General features: G+C 52.0%; 17 protein-coding genes, 1 pseudogene and 1 CRISPR repeat array. Of the genes and pseudogenes, 7 read left to right on the forward strand and 11 right to left on the reverse strand.

From position 1 onward, the window contains the following. From rfbA to rfbB, 3 genes are read right to left on the reverse strand one after another with little or no spacing between them, the layout of a single operon-like run. Window positions 1-858 carry a glucose-1-phosphate thymidylyltransferase RfbA gene (gene rfbA, locus ccrud_RS01715; RefSeq protein WP_066563984.1) on the reverse strand — a complete coding sequence of 286 codons (858 nt, stop codon included), beginning with the start codon at window positions 856-858 and terminating at the stop codon, window positions 1-3. Continuing rightward, window positions 859-2,211: a sugar nucleotide-binding protein gene (locus tag ccrud_RS01720; protein WP_066563988.1), complete on the reverse strand. Its 1,353-nt coding sequence runs from the start codon at window positions 2,209-2,211 to the stop codon at window positions 859-861. Beyond that, complete coding sequence (rfbB, locus tag ccrud_RS01725; RefSeq protein ID WP_066563991.1) at window positions 2,211-3,230, reverse strand: dTDP-glucose 4,6-dehydratase; 1,020 nt, start codon at window positions 3,228-3,230, stop codon at window positions 2,211-2,213. The genes ccrud_RS01720 and rfbB overlap by 1 nt, the downstream gene beginning before the upstream one ends. Before the next feature lie 194 nt (window positions 3,231-3,424). Between rfbB and ccrud_RS01730 the strand changes: the two genes are divergently transcribed. After that, window positions 3,425-4,852: a YeeE/YedE thiosulfate transporter family protein gene (locus ccrud_RS01730; RefSeq protein WP_066563994.1), complete on the forward strand. Its 1,428-nt coding sequence runs from the start codon at window positions 3,425-3,427 to the stop codon at window positions 4,850-4,852. A 394-nt stretch (window positions 4,853-5,246) separates the two neighbouring features. Here the strand turns inward: ccrud_RS01730 and ccrud_RS01740 are convergent, their stop codons facing one another. The 6 genes and pseudogenes from ccrud_RS01740 to ccrud_RS01765 form a co-directional block, all read right to left on the reverse strand. Continuing rightward, window positions 5,247-5,864, reverse strand: a complete 618-nt coding sequence (locus tag ccrud_RS01740; RefSeq protein ID WP_245670336.1) for a hypothetical protein — start codon at window positions 5,862-5,864, stop codon at window positions 5,247-5,249. A gap of 226 nt (window positions 5,865-6,090) precedes the next feature. Further along, window positions 6,091-7,377, reverse strand: a complete 1,287-nt coding sequence (locus ccrud_RS01745) for a hypothetical protein (protein ID WP_066564002.1) — start codon at window positions 7,375-7,377, stop codon at window positions 6,091-6,093. 113 nt (window positions 7,378-7,490) lie between these two features. Then, a pseudogene (locus tag ccrud_RS01750) lies at window positions 7,491-8,864 on the reverse strand (M1 family metallopeptidase); the annotation flags it as partial. Then, entirely contained in the window at window positions 8,861-10,879 is a 2,019-nt protein-coding gene (locus ccrud_RS01755) for a prolyl oligopeptidase family serine peptidase (protein WP_066564007.1), read from the reverse strand. The gene ccrud_RS01755 and the pseudogene ccrud_RS01750, both read right to left, overlap by 4 nt. A 110-nt stretch (window positions 10,880-10,989) precedes the next feature. Beyond that, a complete protein-coding gene (locus ccrud_RS15405; RefSeq protein WP_157776000.1) occupies window positions 10,990-11,466 on the reverse strand; it encodes a hypothetical protein in 477 nt (158 codons plus the stop codon). 334 nt (window positions 11,467-11,800) lie between these two features. After that, a CRISPR array of direct repeats spans window positions 11,801-12,802; the repeat unit is 24 nt; unit sequence GTTTTCCCCGCACCCGCGGGGATG. A gap of 120 nt (window positions 12,803-12,922) precedes the next feature. Beyond that, window positions 12,923-13,888 carry a LysR family transcriptional regulator gene (locus tag ccrud_RS01765; protein ID WP_074025361.1) on the reverse strand — a complete coding sequence of 322 codons (966 nt, stop codon included), beginning with the start codon at window positions 13,886-13,888 and terminating at the stop codon, window positions 12,923-12,925. Between the two features lie 127 nt (window positions 13,889-14,015). Here ccrud_RS01765 and ccrud_RS01770 point away from each other — a divergent pair, with 127 nt between their 5' ends. The 6 genes from ccrud_RS01770 to ccrud_RS01795 are packed head-to-tail and all read left to right on the forward strand — an operon-like array spanning window position 14,016 to window position 18,853. Further along, window positions 14,016-15,041 (forward strand): MBL fold metallo-hydrolase, encoded by a 1,026-nt coding sequence (locus tag ccrud_RS01770; RefSeq protein ID WP_245670347.1) that lies wholly within the window; start codon window positions 14,016-14,018, stop codon window positions 15,039-15,041. Then, entirely contained in the window at window positions 15,034-15,987 is a 954-nt protein-coding gene (locus ccrud_RS01775; RefSeq protein WP_157776001.1) for a tripartite tricarboxylate transporter substrate binding protein, read from the forward strand. The genes ccrud_RS01770 and ccrud_RS01775 overlap by 8 nt, the downstream gene beginning before the upstream one ends. Continuing rightward, the gene (locus ccrud_RS01780; RefSeq protein WP_066564021.1) at window positions 15,984-16,550 is read left to right on the forward strand and encodes a tripartite tricarboxylate transporter TctB family protein; all 567 of its coding nucleotides are present in this window, start codon (window positions 15,984-15,986) and stop codon (window positions 16,548-16,550) included. The genes ccrud_RS01775 and ccrud_RS01780 overlap by 4 nt, the downstream gene beginning before the upstream one ends. A 28-nt stretch (window positions 16,551-16,578) precedes the next feature. Beyond that, the gene (locus ccrud_RS01785) at window positions 16,579-18,111 is read left to right on the forward strand and encodes a tripartite tricarboxylate transporter permease (protein WP_066564024.1); all 1,533 of its coding nucleotides are present in this window, start codon (window positions 16,579-16,581) and stop codon (window positions 18,109-18,111) included. Between the two features lie 16 nt (window positions 18,112-18,127). After that, window positions 18,128-18,514: a YidH family protein gene (locus tag ccrud_RS01790; protein ID WP_066564027.1), complete on the forward strand. Its 387-nt coding sequence runs from the start codon at window positions 18,128-18,130 to the stop codon at window positions 18,512-18,514. 6 nt (window positions 18,515-18,520) lie between these two features. Beyond that, on the forward strand, window positions 18,521-18,853 hold the full coding sequence (locus tag ccrud_RS01795; protein ID WP_066564029.1) for a DUF202 domain-containing protein: 333 nt from the start codon (window positions 18,521-18,523) through the stop codon (window positions 18,851-18,853). A 179-nt stretch (window positions 18,854-19,032) separates the two neighbouring features. Here ccrud_RS01795 and ccrud_RS01800 read toward each other — a convergent pair whose 3' ends face one another. Both ccrud_RS01800 and ccrud_RS01805 read right to left on the reverse strand, forming a co-directional pair. Further along, entirely contained in the window at window positions 19,033-19,554 is a 522-nt protein-coding gene (locus tag ccrud_RS01800; protein ID WP_066564031.1) for an excalibur calcium-binding domain-containing protein, read from the reverse strand. 363 nt (window positions 19,555-19,917) lie between these two features. Then, window positions 19,918-20,406: a CAP domain-containing protein gene (locus tag ccrud_RS01805; protein ID WP_066564033.1), complete on the reverse strand. Its 489-nt coding sequence runs from the start codon at window positions 20,404-20,406 to the stop codon at window positions 19,918-19,920. Between the last annotated feature and the right edge of the window lie 126 nt (window positions 20,407-20,532).

Here is a 20,532-nt window from a genome sequence, read left to right on the forward strand (position 1 = left end):
CTACACAGCCCTCAGGAGATAGTTTCCGTAGCCGGATTTCTTCAGTTCCTCACCAAGCACTGTGAGTTCTTCAGCTGTGATGAAACCCTCGCGGTACGCAGCGACTTCGGGGGATCCGATGATGTTGCCGGTACGTTTTTGCAGGACCTCAACATAGGAAGACGCCTCGGACATGGAATCGATCGTGCCGGTGTCCAGCCAGACGTCGCCTCGGTCTAGGCGCTGCACAGTTAAAGCACCTTGCTGGAGGTAGGCATCGTTAACGGAGGTGATTTCCAGTTCGCCACGCGAGGAAGGCTTGATTGACTTGGCGATGTCCACCACGCGATTGTCGTAGAAATATAGTCCTACCACGGCAAAGTTGGATTTTGGCGCGGTGGGCTTTTCTTCAATAGACACCGCCTTATTAGCAGCATCAAATTCCACCACGCCATAACGCTCAGGATCGGAGACCTCATAAGCAAAGACAATGCCACCGTCGGGGTTGGAGCACTGCTTTAGTGCGCGGCCAAGTTGTGCGCCGTCGAAGATGTTATCGCCAAGCACCAGTGCCACATCATCATCACCGATGAAGTCTTCGCCGATGATAAACGCCTGGGCTAGTCCGTCGGGGGAGGGCTGGACGGCGTAGCTGAGATGAATTCCCCAGGAGGAGCCGTCGCCAAGCAGTCGTTCAAAGGATGCGCTGTCTTCTGGAGTGGTGATGATCAGGATGTCTTTGATGCCAGCCTGGATGAGCGTGGTCAGTGGGTAGTAGACCATGGGCTTGTCATAGATCGGCATGAGCTGTTTAGAAATGCCCTTGGTGATTGGGTAGAGCCTGGTGCCAGAGCCGCCTGCGAGGATGATGCCTTTCATTTAAAGCTCCTTGAGGTAGTCGTTGAGGCGGGTATTCCATGCCGGCGCAGTGAAGCCGGTGGCTTCAATTTTGCCGAGCTCCAAAACGGAGTTCAGTGGGCGTGGTGCTGCGTCTTTGCCGGCAAAGTATTCGGCGGTGCTCACACCAGTGACCTTGGCAGGATCCGTAAAGACTGCACGCGCAATATCTGCCCAGCTTGCGGGTTCGCCGGTGTTGGTGAGGTTGTAAGTTCCGTATGCTGCACCCACATTAAGAAGGTGTGCGATGCCCGCGGCGATATCTTGTGTGAAGGAGAGTCGGCCGATTTGATCATCGACAACCGAGGGGGCGATGCCACGTTCATCGAGTGATTTCATGGTGCGGACGAAGTTGTTGCCATCGCCGATAACCCAGCTGGTGCGCACAATATAGTGGCGTGGTGCGGTGGCGGCGGCGATATCACCGGCTGCTTTGGATTGTCCATAAACACCGAGCGGGGAAAATGGTGCGGTTTCAGCGTAGGAAGATGCGGTGCCATCGAACACATAATCAGAGGACACATGCACGAGGGTGATGTTGTTCTCGCGTGCGATGACCGCCAGGTTGGCAACGGCGGTGGCGTTGATGGCCCAGGCTGCGCCACGATCATGTTCAGCCTGGTCAACGGCAGTATAAGCAGCTGCGTTGATGATGGTGGAGTACTGTTTCCACGCACGCGCATCAGTAAGATCGGCGGTGATGTCTAACTCGTCACGGGTGACAAATTCTGCCTCTGGGAACTGCGCGCGCAGCGCGGTTCCCAGTTGTCCGCCGGCGCCGAGGACTAAGACCTTGCGGTCGGGCAGGGGGGAGGCGTCGATAAGTGCGGGATGTTTTTTGTCTTTGTCGGAGATCTCGGTGATCGGGAGCGGCCAATCAATCATATCGAGATTGACGTTGGCGTAGTGCGCGTCCGGGGACCAATGATCGTTGACGAGGTAGGTGTAGAGCGTGCCATCCTCGAGGGCCTGGAAGCCGTTTGCCACACCACGTGGGACGTAAACTCCCACGTCAGGGGTAATTTTTTGCGTGACGACGTTGCCGTACGTGCTCGAGCCTTCGCGCAGATCCACCCACGCGCCGAAAACAGAACCAACCGCGACGGAGATGAACTTATCCCACGGCTCGGCGTGCATGCCGCGGGTGGTGCCGGCGGTGGCGTTGAAGCTCATGTTGTTTTGGACTGGGCCGAAATCAGGCAGGCCGAGGTTGACCATTTTGGTGCGTTGCCAGTTTTCTTTGAACCAGCCGCGGTTGTCGCCGTGGACGGGGAAATCGAAAATCAGCAGGCCATCGATGTCGGTGGTGCGCATGGTGAGTTCTTTGTTAAACATTATTGGCCTTGCTGTGCGTAAGTTGCTTCGACGTTGTTCTTGGTGCCGCGCCACCACGCTTCATTGTCGCGGTACCAGGCAATGGTTTGCTCCAAACCCTTGCGCATGCCGGAATCAGTGTCGGTATATTTCGGTTCCCAACCAAGTTCGGTGCGTAGTTTGGTGGAGTCCATGGCGTAGCGCATATCGTGGCCGGGGCGATCGGCGACGTGCTCATAAGACTCTGCGCCGATGCCCATGAGTTCACAAATAAGCTCGATGACTTCCTTGTTATTCACATGATCATTGTCGGCGCCGATGATGTAGGTGTCGCCAATTTTTCCTTCTTTGAGGATCAGGTGCACGGCATCGTTGTGGTCATCGACGTGGATCCAGTCGCGTACCTGCTCGCCGGTTCCATACAGCTTTGGTGTCAGGCCTGCCAAGATATTGGTGATCTGGCGGGGGATGAACTTTTCAATGTGCTGGTACGGGCCATAATTATTGGAGCAATTAGACATGGTTGCTTGGATGCCGAAAGAACGGATCCAGGCGTGCACGAGGTGATCAGAGCCAGCCTTGGTTGCAGAGTATGGCGAGGATGGTTTGTAGGCGGTGGTTTCGGTGAAACGGTTTGGATCATCGAGTTCAAGATCGCCGAATACTTCATCGGTGGAGATGTGGTGGAAGCGTTTATTATGCTTGCGCACCGCTTCTAGCAGGGTATATGTGCCGATGAGGTTGGTGTGTACGAAGGGGGTGGGATCATTGAGCGAGTTATCGTTGTGTGATTCCGCAGCGAAGTGGACGGTGATGTCATGGTCTTTAACTAGGGAATCCACTAGCTCGGCATCGCAGATATCGCCCTCGATAAGGGTCACTTTGCTTTCGGGTAAACCTTTAAGATTATCGGCGTTACCTGCGTAGGTGAGTTTGTCCAGCACCGTGATCTGGGTGTATTCCGGATGCTGCTCAACAGTTTGGCGGACGAAGTTGGCACCGATAAATCCGGCACCTCCGGTCACAAGCAAAGAAGTCATGCGGACTAGCTTAGTTCGTTTGGAATATCTGGCTGAGTTGCAACGTGCAAGGATGCACGTGTGTCTTCATCGGTGGCGTTTGAACCCAAACCACAAAATAGACTGCTTGGTCTGAAATTTCTAGACATGAGCGTACTGTGTGGTCTATGTTTGAGGAAGCTTAAAAGTCTCTACCCTTAAAAAGCTGGTTTCCCATGATTATCACCGGACTCGCCGTCGGTGCTGTGCTCGGTATTGTGATGCAGCGAGGAAGGTTCTGTGTCACCGGCATGCTGCGTGATATCTTCCTGCAGCGTTCTTGGCGCACTTTCGTCGGTTTGTTAATTGTCATCGCTGTGCATGCCGTGGGTATTGCCGCACTGACTTCAGCCGGTGTCATCACCCCGACTTATGACAACTTCGCTCCGCTAGCAGTGATCGTCGGTGCCTTCATCTTCGGTTTCGGCATCATTCTTTCCGGTGGCTGTGCTTCTGGAACGTGGTACCGCTCAGGTGAAGGACTGGTTGGCTCCTGGATCGCTCTGGCCACCTATGCACTGTCTACAGCAGCGATGAAGACCGGCATCCTCAGCGGTTTCACTGCAGCGATGAGCTCTTGGGAGACAGAACTAACTACACTGCCAGCACTTTTCGGAGTGTCCGTCTGGTGGTTCGTAGTTCCTTTCGCAGCTCTAACTGCTTACCTCACCCGTCACTTCATGATCAAGGAATCTAAGCGTCCAAAGATCGCCCGACTTGGTAACCAGCCAGCGTGGAAGCGTCCTTTGCATGTCTATACCGCCGGTGCTCTCATTGGTCTGATCGGTGTTATCGCTTGGCCACTATCTGCAGCTGCTGGACGCAACTCCGGCCTGGGTATCACCACCCCAACCGCACACACCTTGCAGTACATCACCACCGGTGATGAAAGCTACCTCAACTGGGGTGTCATGCTGGTCCTGGGTATCCTCGCAGGCTCCTTCATCGCGGCGAAGGCCACCGGAGAATTCCGTATCCGCGTTGCTGATGCCACCACTTCAGTCCGCGCAGTAGCTGGCGGCACCATGATGGGTGTAGGCGCTTCCCTTGCAGGTGGCTGCACCGTGGGCAACGGCATGGTCCAGACCAGCCTGTTCAGCTTCCAGGGATGGATCGCCCTGCTGTTCATCGCAATCGGCGTTGGCGTAGCAGCCAAGATCTTCCTCAAGCCTGCGGCCGTGGCCAAGAAAACCAATGCACAAGAAGGTACCTACAGCACCGAACAGAGCATTGCTAACGAGTCCGTGACTTCCGCTGAAGACCGCGTCCTGCCTGTGACAACATCCCAGGCGCCAGTATCTCTTGGTGGCGTAAAGGTAGCTACCGGACTAGTAAGCCTCAAACCAGCAGTCAGCGAGAAGCTGCGCGATCTCGGCGATGGCTACTACGCCTTAGATTCCCTTGGCGCAGTCTGCCCATTCCCACTCATTGAAGCCAAGGATGTAATCAAGACCTTGGATTCCGGCGAGCATCTTGTCATCGACTTCGACTGCACCCAAGCCACTGATGCCATCCCACAGTGGTGTGCCACCGACGGCCATGAAGTTACCGATTTCAAGGAAACCGGAGATGCCTCCTGGCAGATCACAGTGAAGAAGGGCTAGTAGTTCTTCATTCTTAGTTGGGGTGCACCTGTAAAAGGGTTGCACCCCAATTTTTTGTGACTGTCTGGCTGGTGCCACAGACCTTCTGCCTGAGCCGTGAGAATCAAGAAAGCAGAGGTGAAGCTGTCATCCTGCAACGTTGCTTCGCACGCCTGCTGAAGACAGTAGCTATTGATAAAACCAGCAACTCGTTCGACGCGTTCTGAACCAAGAATTTCTTCCAAATCCTCAGATTCATTTTCTACGCGTGCAACTGAAATGAAAGTTACTGGGGCAGTGTTGCGATGCCAATCAAAGCAAGGGTTTTATTAGCTTTGTGGGATAGTTTCAGGCTGGATGAAAAACTTGACATTTGTGCAGGTCAAGGAACTATCGGTTTTCGCTTTAGTATTTTCTACTCAAACTCGAAATCGAGCTCAATTTTGGTGTCATCGTATAGTTCTTCATCAAGTTTTTCGGTGAATTCGTTTAGTAGATCGTTGTAGAAATTAGCTGCTTGATCTTCCAGTATTTCTCGGTTGGTATCTATTTGTGCAATGAAGTTTTCAGGGCTCATGATCTCGGTAACTACCGCCGCGGTATCAATATCTTCAGTACTGAAACTGATCCAACCAGCATCTTCGGCTAAAGTTTTGAACTTTAGATCGTCATATCCGATGAAGATAAACTCGGGGATAGTGATGGAAAATCGGTTGTCACCTGAGGATTTGATTTCAACATCTGAGGCATCAATTCCAAGTTTTCCGGTGTAGCCGTATTGGATGTGCACAGTTTTTTGCGTGCCAGGAATTCTTTTACCACGAATCGTGCGTTCAATGCTTTCTTCATGGATTCCAATAGCTCCGGCGCTTAAAAGTACAATTTCTTCTTCGCGCTGAAGAGCTTTGATGACCATGGTGTTATTGACAGTTGTTCGGGTTGAAGACGACGCCTCTTCATCGCTTTGTGAGTTAACCATCAGCACAATTAGGCCAGTTATTAGACCAATCAATGCGACTAGCGCGAAGAGCATGAAGAATAGCCTGTTTCGAAGCATTTGTTATTGCTTTCTTTGAATGGGGAGGGCATTCAGGCTTCCGCGTTCTTCTTGCTGTGAAATTGCAGTGGGTGTGTGGAAACTTAATGCGACGATGTGAGGAATAGTAGCAACTTATATAACAAAGTAAAAACTGAATCACTACGGTATTCACAGGAAATTTTAATCCTCTAAAGAGTCAGGATTCCTGAACCAACCCAAATTAAACCCCAACCAAAGCCCGTTCCCTACGTGCCCCACCAATAAACGCACCCATGTGCACAATCAAGCCACACAGCGGTCCAACAATGAGCGCGAGACCTGCAGCGACACCTAGATCGAATGGTCCGAGAAGGAATCCCACGGCAACGACAGTGGCAACAACCCAGCCGCCGAGGTAGATTCCGTGGCGTTCAAAAGCAATCGCAGCGCAACCAGAGATCATGAGTGAAGCAGTAGTGGTTGCTCCCAAAGTAAGTAATGCCAATAGCCAGCCAGGAACTGCGAAGAGTTCTTTTTGGAGGACAACATCCAAGATCCATGGGCCAACTAACCAAGCTAAACCGGCACCCACAATGCCGATGGCCCAGACAAGCGCTAAAGGCCCAGCCAGAGTTTTCAGGGGACCGGAAGTGCCTTTAACAAAGCGCACGATGATCGCGGATTGGAATTGCTGGAGAGGCACCAGCAGGGGAGCGCGGGTCAAAATAACAGCGTAGGACACAGCTGCCATGGACACTCCGCCAGCGACAGCTGAAGGGTTCGCAAATTTCAGCAAGGTGGGGAAGCCGGTAATCAATACCGCCGTGGCACCAGATGCAGCCATTGCAAGCAACGCTTGGCGGATAAAAGTTCCACGTGGAACATCGGCAACTGAACCCAAAACGGAACGCACGGAACCAAAGCACATCACGATGACCAGCCACGATACCGAACCCACCACGGTGATCACTAAGAATGCCAACAATTGATAACCCAGCAGCCACGCAATAACCGCCAATACCATGCGGATGCCGGTATCAAGTGAAATCAGCGCAGCGTATTCTTTCCACAACTGACAGCCGGATAAAATTCCAGAAATTGTTGCTTGGATCGCGTAGCTGGCAAGTCCAACCGCGAGGAGTGCAACGCCAAATCCTTGCAGACTACTGAGCAGCTGCCCGATCCAAAAAGGCGCCGAAACGCCAAGCACTACGAGCATAACTGCGGCAACGCCAAAGCTAAACAGAAACGGCTTAAACGGCCGAAAACCACGAGAGCCAGAATCTCCAGCAACACCCGCAGCAGCAGAACCCGAAGACCTAGCAGCTCCTGCAGCCCCAGCAGTCACCGCACGAGTGGTCTCCTGCGTCAGGCCCGTTAACACACCGGTGCCAGCGAAGAAGAGCCCCCAATAGGCAGTGAACTCTTCCGTTAATATGCCAGATTCACCGAGCGCCCAGGCTGCGATGATGATGACCACGAAGCCGGAGAGTCCAGCGATGATCGTGGCGAGGGTCAGGTATTTCATTAACGGAGGAACTCCGGGCGCCAAGGCCACCTTGGCTTTTCGACGCCCCCACCCAGCTGGGCAGGCTCAGTGACCTCAGGGGTCTCTACCGAAACCTCAGAAACCTTAGAATCACCAGAACCAGGGAACTCCGGCAACACGAGTTCTTTTAGCCAAGAATTCCACACAGCATCCAAAGCAGCGTGGTCTTTAGATACTTCGTAGAGGTGGCGTTTGAGGTCGCGTGGTTCGACGAGGGCATGGCGGCCTTCGGAAACGTATGCCTGAACAGCCTTAAAGAACGCGGCATCACCAAGCAGTACCCGCAACGCGTGAACGGTCAGGGCGCCGCGTTTGTACACGCGGTCATCAAACATATCCTTCGGGCCCGGGTTGGACAGCAGAATATCCTGGGGCAGCGCAGCGAGGCCTTGGTAGAATTCCCACGCGCTATCTGCAGCCGATTTAACACCAACAGATTCGAACCAGAGCCATTCGGCGTAGCAGGCGAAGCCTTCGTTGAGCCAGATGTCGTTCCATTGGGCAAGACCCAGGGAGTTTCCGAACCATTGGTGGGAGAGTTCGTGGGCGATCAATCGTTCCCAGGTTCCTTGACCAGTGGCGTGGTTGGCGCCGAAGCTGGAGAGGCCATGAGCTTCGAGTGGGATTTCGAGTTCGTCTTCGGTGATGACTACGCGGTAGGTGCTAAAAGGGTAGGGGCCGAAGTATTTTTCATAGGCGTCGAGCATATCGACTTGTTTGGAGAAGTCCTGCAGGATCCGTCCACGCAGCTCGAACTGTCCAGCTGGCACATACGCATCTACGGAAACCCCAGATGCAGACACTCCCAATGGCACCGTGTCGTAATCTCCCACGTGCACGGCTGCGAGATAGGTGGCCATGCGTTCGCGGGATTGGTAGTGCCAGGTGGTCATGCTTCCGCTGACCTGTTTGGATTTTAAGTCTCCGGTGATTACTGCAACGTATCCATTGTCGGTGTGGAAGTGGACGTCGAAAAGCGCCTTCTCGTCGGGCGTGTCGTCGCAGGGGAACCAGCTCGGCGCGCCGCTGGGTTGGGAGGCGACGAGGGCGCCGTTGTTGAGTTCTTCCCAGCCGATCATGCCCCATTCGCTGCGCACTGGGCGCGGGTTGCCGCGGTAGCGGATGACCAGCGAGAATTCCTGGTCGACGGGGACTTGGTTGCGGAAGGTGACGCGCAGTTTGCGGTCGGTGTGGCGGAAGCGCGCGACTTGGATGCGGGTGCCGGCGGTGCCGATGGCGGTGACTTTTTCCACGCGCAGGCTACCTGCCAGGTCGAGGGTGAGGAAGTCGAGTGGCTGGTAGTTGTCCATCTGCAGCGTTGCGGTGCCCATGAGCAGGTTGGGTGCTACGCGGTAGGTGAGATCAAGGTTGTAGCTTCTGATGTGGAAGCCTAAGTTGAAATCGATTCCCGTGTAAGAATCGCGTGTACCAGGGACTGGGGTGGAGCGCATCCTTCGCATAATCATAGATACCAAATGCTACCTTGCTGTTCTAAAGTCTTCTCGATCCAGGTGTAAATCAGCGATTCCATGAATGCGGATTGCTTGTTGTCGGCGGCACCGGCATGCCCGCCTTCGGTGTTTTCGTAATAATCCACGGCCTGCCCGGCATCAAGCAAAGCTTGCGCAAAAAGGCGCGCGTGCGCGGGGTGGACGCGATCATCGCGGGTTGAGGTGGTTACCAATGCAGGCGGATAAACCTGCTTATCGACGCCCACCACCTTCTGCACCGGCGAGTACTGCTCAATCACCGCCCGTTCCTCGGCAACATCAGGGTTGCCGTATTCCGCCATCCACGAAGCGCCTGCTGACCAGGTGTGATAACGCAACATATCCGCCAACGGCACCTGGACTACTGCTGCTCCAAAAGCTTCTGGGTACTGAGTCAACGCACCACTGGTGAGCAAACCACCGTTGGATCCACCGCGAATCGCGATCTGTTGCGGGGTTGCGTAACCGCGCTCCACAAGATCTGCCAGCACTGCGTGGTGATCCTCCCACACCTTCATGCGGTTCAACTTAGTTGCCTGTGAATGCCATTCCGGACCGAATTCACCGCCGCCACGCAAATTAGCTTCGACAAAGAAGTAACCCTTTTCCAACCACGCGATGCCACGCGTAGGGGAGTGGCTTGGAGTAAGTGAAACCTCGAAACCACCGTAGGCGTGGACCAAAGTTTTCCGGGGCTCTGCTGTAGAGAAGGTTCCGGTGATGAAATACGGAATCTTCGTACCATCCGCAGAAGTGGCCCAATGCTGACGAGTTTCCTGCCCCGCATTGTCAAATTGCAAGGGCGCACGCTTTACCGAAGACAACGCCCCCGGAAGCTCAGCCCGCAGCAACGTTGGTGCTTCCGTGAAACTTGCCGCCTGCACCCAAATTTCATCGCCATCCAGTGCAGAGGTAGCAACCACATGCGCGGTGACATGGTCGGGGAGTTCCATATGCGTCGGCGCAGCAACCGGATCAGTCAGCGGTACCGTGAGGATTTCCGTAGACACATTATTTAATAAGGTAAGCACCAAAAAATTCTTCGTGGTGGCAAGCCCCTGCAAAGAAGTAGCCGCAGTCGGAGTAAATACTGCAGCAAAATCACGCGCACCAGCCAAGAAATCATCCAACAGCAGCACACCCAAACCACCAGCCGGAATACCCGCAAAATCAGTACGCGGATTCACAAACAACCACTGACGCTGCACAATCACATCGCAATCAGTCGGCACCTCCAACAACACCAAACCATCAGCTGTATCCAAGTACGTCTCTGAGTTATAAAAATCCACCGAACGAGAAGCAAAAATACGCTCAAACCCAGGCGTCGAATCCCGCCACGCATGCGTCGCCACATCTTGAAGCGAGCCCTCAAAAAACACCTCCGCCTGCTCAATCGGCGTGCCACGCTTCCACTTCAACGCGCGCGCCGGGTAGCCGGAATCCGTCAGGGAACCTTCACCGGTATCCGTGCCGACCAACAAGGTATCCACATCAATCCAGGTGACATTCGATTTCGCCTCAGGCAATGCAAACGCGCCAGCTCCTACGAATTCCCGCGCGACCAGATCAAATTCCCTAATCACCGTGGCATCGGCACCACCGCGCGATAATTTAATCAGCGCTAAATCTCGTTGTGGCGAGCGCACAACCGCGCCCTTCCACACCCAGTTTTCATCCTCTAATTCCGCCAATGCATCCACATCAATGAGCACATCCCACTTCGGCTGCTCCGATTGATAAGACTCAAAAGTGGTCGTGCGCCACACACCACGCGGATGCTCGGCATCACGCCAAAAATTATACAACTTCTCCCCGCGCCTGCTCACATAAGCAATGCGATCATCGGTGTCCAACGCAGCCAGCAGCCGCGCTTTCAGCTTGTCTTTGCTTGAGCTTTTTAGCTTTTCGACGCTTTCCCCCGACCACTTCTCCGCCCACGCGAGCGCTTCCGGGGTGTCGATATTTTCAAGAAAAGAATAATCAGTCATGTAGTTAAGACTAGTGATGTGTCTGGAGTGAGGTATGTGCACGTGTGTTTGCACCTGTGTTTATTAGCCCTGGTGGCTGGAAGTGGTTGTGAGATGTGGCGGGCTAATTACTAAAAGATAAACACCATGGCGGTGTAGTAATTTTCACCATCGGTATCCACAAGAGCTGAAAATTGTGCAGGTTCTGACGAAGCGCTGTTTTCTACACCTTGGAGCATTGATTGGGCCTGAGCGATCTCAAAGTCAATGTTCTCTGTAGGAAATACTGAAACCGAAATGCTTGTGGAATCATAATCTTCGTTATAAGACATTCCTTCAAACAGCGGAAGTTCATCATTCATGGCACGGTCAAGATGGTCCTTGGCGATACCTTCCACTTCTGCAGTGGCGGTCATACCACCTTGGGTCATGAGTTCGTTGAGCAGATTTTCAAGGTGAGTTGCTTTGGCATCTTTAGCCGGCGGAGCTTCAGTTTCGCTCGAACTTGAACTGGAGACAAAACTTGATTGAGCTTGAGTGGCGCTAGCCGGGAATAGCAGAACACTTGTAACCGCTATGGCCAGGGATTTATATAAAAGTTTCTGCACAGGTAGAGGGTAGCTTACTGCAGTGACAGATGGGCGGTTTAGAAAGTCTATGAATTTTTCATATCTCTTTCATATTTATTCGACTGCTACTATTTGGATCTAACGAGGCGTTGAATTCAAACTAATTAATTAAGAAAACAAGTTTGAAAATAAAATCCGATAAAATACATAAATCAACTAATTTGCGAGTTTCCTTGTATATACAGGGATGGTTCTTAGTGAGTTTGAATTTTGTAAAATGGTTGAGATCCATGCAAGAGCAGGGAAGCTAAATGCGGAACATAAAGTGATTAAAAACCTTAGTCAGTGAATTGTTATGAGCTGGTAAATTAGTGTTTTCCCCGCATGGGCGGGGATGGTCCCTCACCACCTGCAAAATCGCCATTCCTGATCTTGTTTTCCCCGCATGGGCGGGGATGGTCCGGCTGGTTTGGTAGGGGTTGTGAGTGGCCCTGTGTTTTCCCCGCATGGGCGGGGATGGTCCAAGGACGGAGCTCTACCAACTGAGCTACACACGGTTTTCCCCGCATTGGCGGGGATGGTCCCCAGCATCGACGCTAAAACCTGGGATTCAGAGGGTTTTCCCCGCATGGGCGGGGATGGTCCCACACCTTCAGGTTTCGACGCCAACCACCCCTGGTTTTCCCCGCACCCGCGGGGATGGTCCGCGGCCGGTAGCTCCCACCGCGCAGTAGTCGCAGTTTTCCCCGCACCCGCGGGGATGGTCCGATACGCATCCTGCGGAGTGGGCGATGAATCAGCGTTTTCCCCGCACCCGCGGGGATGATCCGCAAATCGTACTCAACCGCTAGACGAAAATCATGTTTTCCCCGCACCCGCGGGGATGGTCCCACCCTGACCTGCAAGAATATTCCGCACACCCTGTTTTCCCCGCACCCGCGGGGATGGTCCGTGTTTGGGTTGACACGCTTTTTGCAATGTTTGTTTTCCCCGCACCCGCGGGGATGGTCCCTCACTGCGTGACGCGTCGAAAATCTTGCGAGCGTTTTCCCCGCACCCGCGGGGATGGTCCACATTATGGCTCCTACGGGTTCAGGGTGAATGAGTTTTCCCCGCACCCGCGGGGATGGTCCCACGGGATCAATGCCCATCAGAACGGCATACGGGTTTTCCCGCACCCGCGGGGATGGTCCGACGCGGGACTTGCGGGCGCTCCAGGAGCTGCTTGTTTTCCCCGCACCCGCGGGGATGGTCCCGACTGACTCAAATTCAGCAGTCTTGGTGGCAGTGTTTTCCCCGCACCCGCGGGGATGGTCCCAGATTGGGGCGAATATTGCGTTTATGCCAGCCCGTTTTCCCCGCACCCGCGGGGATGGCCGGAAAATCCGCGCCTAGTTTTCTCGCACCTGCGGGGATGATCTCAAATATGGTTGCTCCCATAGCAAGCACGCTCTTTGGCAAAATGTGGATCCTTATTTCGACAGTGACATGCTACTTAGGGAGCCAACCTAATTACATTGTGGTCTGAGACTTGTTCATGAATTAGGCCTCCGACGGGGAGGATTTGCTCAGCTTCAGAGCGGAAAAAATCCACTACGGCAAGAGTCGCTGGGCTTGGATCAATATTGTCAGGGATACACACTACTGTGAAGTTTTCTCGGCCGATATCTCTGATGGGAACTGAACTGAGTTTCTTGCCAGAGATGGTGTGAAAGTGTTGGTTATAGCTGTAGAGAAGTGAAATGCCTAGGCCACTTCCTACCAGTTCCTTGACTGTTTCAATACTGTCGGAGGTCCATCGAATTCGGTCTTTTAGGCCGTGCTCTTCGAGGATTGCGGTCATGTGCTGACGTGCTGGGCTGAGACCGAGTCGGATGAAATCTTCATTGTGTAGTTGATGGAAGCTGATGTCGGTTTCAGCAGCTAGAAGATGATCAGTGGACATGAGTATGTAGGGCTTGAGGCGTCTGATAGGGAGGGCTTGGACACCTGGTCGTAGCTGATTGCGCTGTGCCAAAAACATGTCAATTTCACCAGCAGAAAGAGCAGCGGTAAGGACGTCGTAGTCTCCTTCGATGAAATGTATTTCAGTCTCTGGATGGCTCTTTCTGAAATGCGTGATCAGAGGCGGAATGGTGGATGCCGATAGGGAAGCGAAGGCGCCGATGCGAACAGTTCGGCCAATAGTGGTGGATTGGGCATCGATGAGGAGAGGTAGCTGTGCGACATCTTGGAGAATTTTTCGTGCTTGTTCTGCCACTGTTTCTCCAGCTGGAGTGAGGCTGACTCCTTTTGCACGTACTCGGTTGGTGAGCGGCGTGCCCAGAGCTCGGTCTAGTTCTCCTAGTGCATGGCCAACTGCGACAGGGGAGACCATGCAGATGTCTGCAGCTGCGTTGATCGTTCCGGTTTCGGCCACCGTAACTAGATATTCCAATTGGCGGAGTGAAATATTAAACATAAATTTAATTTAGTTTAAATCAATGATTAAACAAGTTTTTCTTTTACAAATCACTCTGTATCGTGACTTTCATCTCAAAGACATTCTTTTGTGAGGCAGATTTTATGCTATGAGTTGGAGGAAAATAATGGAGAAACCATACGTCATCACCCTTGGTACTGCGGGTGGGCCTCGGGTCTGGACGCCGGAAGATGGTGCAGAACCGCGCTGCGGCATTGCGACAGCCATTGTGGTGGGGGATCGTTGGTACCTCGTGGACTGCGGTCAGGGGGTATACCGGCAGATCTGGAAAGCTGGGCTGGATTTAAAAAAGCTTGCCGGAATTTTCATTACCCACCTCCACTCTGATCACGTTGTAGACCTCACGAATGTCTTGGTTTTAGCCTTCCCAGAATTTGCGAAGCTGGGAATTCAGGTTCCAATTTATGGACCTGGAGATCGCGGCTTCCTTCCACCTGTGAACAAGCAAGCAACAGGACCTGTGAATCCGGTATATCCGGATAACCCAACACCGGGCACTGTAGATTTTGTTGACCTGGCTTTGCGTGCACATGCAACTGACATCAATGATCGGGTCATGGATTCGCTGCGGCCCTCTCCTCTAGATATTTGGCGTCCGAAGGATATTGCCTTGCCTTCGGAGATCGGTTTTCATCCGAATGACAATCCTTATCCAGAGATGGCACCTTTTGTTATCCATGAGGATGACTCGGTGAAAGTGACTGCCACTTTGGTTATCCACCCGCCAATTGCTCCAGCGTTTGCTTTCCGCTTTGATACTGAAGCTGGAAGCGTCACGATCTCAGGCGATACGCGTTTTTCTGAGAACTTGCGTACTCTTTCGGAAAATACGGATCTTCTCCTCCATGAAGCCATTGATTTTGAGTGGGTTCACCGTTTCAATGATGAGCACACAGAAACTGGTCGTGCTGTGATTGAGCATCATCAAAAATCGCATTCATCACCAGAAGATGCAGCCATTATCGCTGAGGAATCGGGTGCGAAACAGTTGGCATTGCACCATCTCGTGCCAGGTACAGCTCCGGCCTCTGTTTGGCATGCTGCCTCCAATACTTTTGGCGGAAAGCTTCATATTCCTGTTGATAATCAGCGAATCTCCCTTTCAGAAAAGATCGGAGATGAACATGCGTAAAACACTGATTGCGATGATTTCACTCATGGGCGTTTTTCTCGCAGGCTGCAGCACTGGAGATTTTGAGTACCCGTCTAAGAAGATGGAGCTCATCGTTGGTTATGGCGCAGGTAGTGCTAATGACACAATTGCACGCTCCTATGCCTCAGCTTTGGAAGAAGTTTCTGGAGCCACTGTGTTGGTAGTGAATCGACCGGGTGCAGGTGGAATTATCTCTGCAACAGAAGCGATGTTGGCTCCTGCTGATGGCTACAGCCTGTTACTTGCTCCAATTTCTGCATTTACTACGGCGCCCCTAATGCAGGAGGTCTACTATTCACCGGAGGACTTCCGAACGGTATCTGCGCTGGCTGAGCAACCTTTTGCTATAACCGTGGCTGCTGATTCTCCTTATGATTCTTTGGAAGACCTTGGGAAGGTGGATTCACTAACCAGCGCCATCCTTGGCGAGGGGCATGCCAGCCAGGTCGTTATCGGCACCATCATGCAGCAATTGGGAAGCCAGATTCGAAGTGTCCCTTTTGATGGATCTGGCGCAGTTCTGCAGTCGGTGATCAGTGGTGAAACTGATGTGGCCATTACTGATGCCAACACTGCCTATCAACGAGTGCGATCTGGTGAGCTGAAGGCTCTTGCGGTTACCGGTTCACAACCAATGGAAGTCTTTCCAGGGGTACCTACAGTAAGTGAAGCTGGTTTTCCTGAAGCAGATTACATGGTGACACAGGCGCTTGCGGTTCCTGTTGGTACTCCAGATGAGATTGTAAAAAAGCTTGAGGAACTATCTGATCGAGCAGTGGGAACTGCAACCTATCAGGACTTTCTTGCAGCTACTAATACCTTTGTGCCAGAGATGGAAGGTAGCGAATGGATGGAGAATTACGCACCTTCTGAAATGGAACGTTTGAAGAAGGCCTATACAGAACTGGGAATTGGTCCAAAATGAGTAATATTTCGCAACCAGACAGAATTACAGATGAACAAGTTCAGCTGAGTGCAACCAAGGTTGACACCGTTGACAAGGAGTCTGAAATTTTAGACTCCCCGCATGAACCATTGCACCTGGAATCAGGCAGCCCCATCCTCTATCGAATTGTCATCGGGGTGTTGACGATTGTTGCTCTCTTCCTTGCTGTTTATTCCTGGAATCTAGGTATTGGATCCTTTAGGAAGCCAGCACCTGGGCTATGGATCTTCGTTGTTTCCCTCATGATCTTGGTATCGATTCCGGGTGCGATCCTTGTCAAAGAAAAATTTGAAGTTTTTAATATCGCTGACGTGAGCCGCTCTGTGATCATGGCTGCTGGACTTGGTGCTTTTGTTCTTCTTTATCCATGGTTTGGATTCTTGATTGCCGGAGCTGTGTCTCTAGTGATCATTACTCGTTATAGCGCGCTGGAAACCTGGCGCAATACCTGGATCATCGCTCTTGGAACACCTGCGGTGTTGTATGTCCTCTTCGGAGTTCTTTTCCAGGTGTCTTTCGTTCCACTACCCACGTTCTTTTAATCCCGTACGTTAAGAAAGGAACCTTCCCATGGATACTCTCAGTGGATTGATGTCGGGATTTGAAGTTGCCTTCAGTCCCTATAACCTGCTGTTTGTTGGTCTTGGAGTCCTCATCGGCACTGTAATTGGTTTGATTCCAGGCTTAGGACCTGTCACAGCCATTGCACTGCTGCTCCCGCTAACTTATGAGCTTGAAGCAACCACATCAATCATGATGCTTGCTGGTATTTATTATGGCTCGATGTATGGTGGCCGAATTCCTGCGATTCTTCTTCGGCTTCCCGGTGATGCTTCAGCGGTGATCACTACCTTTGATGGTTATCCGCTGGCTAAACAAGGTAAGGCCAGTGAAGCTTTATCGTTGACTGCTATTGGTTCATTTATCGGTGGCACCATCGCCATCGTAGGACTAACTTTCCTTTCTCCATGGTTGGCCACACTGGCTACCAACATCAACTCAGCAGATATGTTTGCATTGGCTTTCGTAGGCTTGCTGATGATTGTTTTGATGGGGTCTGGTTCTAAGTGGAAAGCTTTGATTATTGGTTGCTTGGGCATCCTGATCGCAACGATTGGTATCGATCCGGTCAGTGGTACTTCTCGACTTACTTTCGGCAATCTGGAATTGCTAATGGGCATCGATATCGTTGCTGTTGCCGTTGGTCTTTTCGGTATTGGTGAACTGATTTACAACGCTGAGCATGGCTTCCACAAGGGTATGAAGGATATGAACGTCAAGCCGAAGATGCCAAGTCGAGCAGATTGGGTGCTCTCCCGGTTTGCCATTCTGCGTGCTTCTATCATCGGTTTTTTCATCGGTATCATTCCTGGCGGCGGTGGTCCAGTATCCTCTGTTGTCGCTTATGGAGCGGAAAAGCGTATTTCCAAGCGACCTGAGAAGTTTGGTAAGGGCGCCATCGAGGGATTGGCTGCAACTGAGACTGCAGATAATGCTTCATCGAACTCTGCATTCATCCCACTGCTAACTCTCGGTGTTCCTCCGAACCCAGTATTGGCATTGATTTTCGGTGCACTCATGCTGCAAAACATCACGCCTGGTCCAAATCTGATTAATGAACACCCAGAAGTATTCTGGGGTGTTATTGCATCCATGTACATCGGCAATGTGTTGCTGTTGGCTCTGAACTTGCCGTTGGTGGGTGTGTTCGTGCAGATGCTGCGTATCCGTGGCAGCCTGATGGCACCAGTCATTCTCCTTGTAGCTCTATGTGGTGTATTCAGTGTCCGTAACAGCCTCTTCGATGTAGCGACCTCTATTGTTTTCGGTTTCGTTGGATACGCACTGCGTAAGGCAAACTTTGAGATGGGTCCATTCATCCTGGGATTCATCCTTGGACCAATCCTAGAAGTTCAGTTCCGTCGCACCATGCTGGTATCTGATGGAGATTTCGGAATCTTCCTAGAACGCCCTCTAGTGCTGGCCATTGGTCTGGTTATTCTTGCAATAGTCGCGGCTTCTGTTGTAGATCTCTTCAGAAAGAGGCAGAAAAAGCTGCGACAACTCGCGGACGACCCCGACCACACTATGTATATCGGCTAGTCAGAGTGCTATTTCAATGACTGAAACACTAAAATCTGATGGACGTGGCTGGTTCTCACGATTCGTATTCCCGGATGGTGAGGAACCAGATCCACGATTCACTCTGGCTAATGAACGTACTTTTTTAGCCTGGACACGTACTTCACTAGCATTTCTTGCCGGTGGCATCGCGTTTGAGGCATTCCCGATTGACTCAATTGATCCGACTCTGCGTACTGGAGTTGCGGTGTTCATTATCGCTGTGGGCATGCTGATCGCAGCTGGTGCAGCAGGCCGGTGGGTGAATGTGGAACGGGCTATGCGTCATAAAAAGCCCCTTCCTGTCCCCGCGATTGTGCCCCTGTTATCACTGTCGGCTCTAGTCGCAGCGTCTACTGTCCTTGTCCTCTTTGTTATTAAGTAAAAGGCTATGTCTTCCTATCTCGCACCGCTTCATAGTGATCCCGGCTTGCAACCTGAGCGCACGATCCTTGCGTGGAACCGCACGACGGTGTCTATGGCGGTGTGTACTGCAGTGATCTTGCGGTGGACCAATTTTTATGGGGCAGCCATCCTAATTCCTGTTGCTTTTCTCGTGGGATTGGCGATGTTTATTTTGGTCACGCAGAAATTCCGGTATCACCGTCAGTCTCTGGGGCTCGCTAATGAGACGATATCTCCGAACCTGATCGGTGTGACCACTATGACGCTTACGTTGTTGCTTTTCGGTGGAGCCGGCGTATTTTTTGTTGTCGTCAACTAAAAAGGGCAGATTTTCCCGAGATCATCTAGTACTCCAAGACGATTAATCAAGCCATATGAATAACGGCATAAAATAAAAAGAGGCGATGAGTGCACACTTCACTCATCGCCTCAATTAATTAGCCTTCAGGGTTTAATAAAGCCATATAAGCCCCAAGCCCTAAACCCCAAAAACTAACCCTACCTAGGGCGTGATTCGCAACCCACGCCATCGCGATCGCGGTCAAGGTGGGTTCCATAGCCTGGCTCGCCTTGGCGAATTGATCGGCCTAGAACGCGCCAGACTTCAGTGCAGTTCTTGTAAGAACGGTTGGTCTGAACTGGAGCAGGCGCAGGTGCTGGGGCCGGGGCAACACGCTGAACCGGAGCCGGAGCAGTCGCAGGAGCTGGGGCAACTGGCTGAGGAGCTGGTGCCGGCGCAGGAGCTAGGGCAGGTGGGTTCGGAATGATTCCTGGCAATGGGTTAGGGATCATGCGCTGCTGGACTGCCCAGTGCACGCCGCCTGCGATAAGTCCGCCAACCGCTGCGATTGCAGCGATGCCGAAGATGATTTCGCTATCGGAGTGCTCGGAGCTTCCGCTGCTGAGCTCTGAGGACTGTGAGGCGTTTACATCTGATTCAACGGTTTCGGCCTGTACTGGGGAAATCGCTGAAAAGGCGATCGCAGTGGTCGCTAGGAGGGTGACGATTGTTTTACGCATGAGGCTAATATTGGCATAACCTGGCAGTTTTCATACTATTTTCTGGCAACGCTCCCCGTTTCGGGTGTATTGGAGGTGCTATTTAAAAATCTCCCACGTCAACCCGCGTAAACCTACAAAGTCTCGAAGATGCAGGGGAGCGTGCTCCCGCACTGGAGCCTTAACAAGATCGCTTTTCGATGCCAACCTCCACGCGCCCCAGCCTGCCAAAACAAAAACAAGGCCTCACTTCAGAAGAAAGAGATGGGGCCTCGACATGGTCCCAATTAGATATTAAGAAGCAAACAAGCGCTCCAAGTCTTGATGGGAATTACCCTCTTGCTAGCCATATGGGTGGCAAGCGACCTAAGGGCCACCAGAGTTTTAGGGGAGCAGCTGTAGCGTGGCCCAAGTTGAGCCATTAGCCCCATAAACGATACCTATGCCCATAACTGAGTAATTGCCATTGAGCATGTTTCTGTTGTGCCCTGGTGAATTTTTCCAAGAGGTGAAAGTTTTTTCCGCTCCAACGGAATTGCTTGCCCAGAAGATGTTTTCGGCTACATTTTGACCAGAGTGGCGAAAATTATCTTCTCGGGACATCGTTTGTGACCAGCGTTTGGAATTTTCCATTAGGTCGGTGCGTATTTGGGCTGGTGCTACGCCGTGAGCTGCTCTGTGCTTATTGATTAGGTCGAGGACTTCTAGTTCCACTGAACTTGCGTTGTTGTTTGTGGGGTTTGTGTTAGTTGCTGGCGAGCTGTTGGTGAAGTTGCTAGATAGTGCGGAAAAGGCATTTGCGTTAGGGATCACGCTTAGGGCAAGTGCGAAAGGTAGGGTGATTGCTGCTATTTTTCGAGTAATTTTCCACATACTTAAGATTCTAAGCTAGGTATTAAATTTTTATGTGAAAAAACTTAAAGCCGTATAGGTTTCACCCTGTTTCGGAGGTGGGTTTGAGCTATATGGAAAGTATTTATAAGAAATTGGATTAATCAG

It is taken from the genome of Corynebacterium crudilactis, assembly GCF_001643015.1.
Taxonomy (GTDB): Bacteria; Actinomycetota; Actinomycetes; order Mycobacteriales; family Mycobacteriaceae; genus Corynebacterium; species Corynebacterium crudilactis.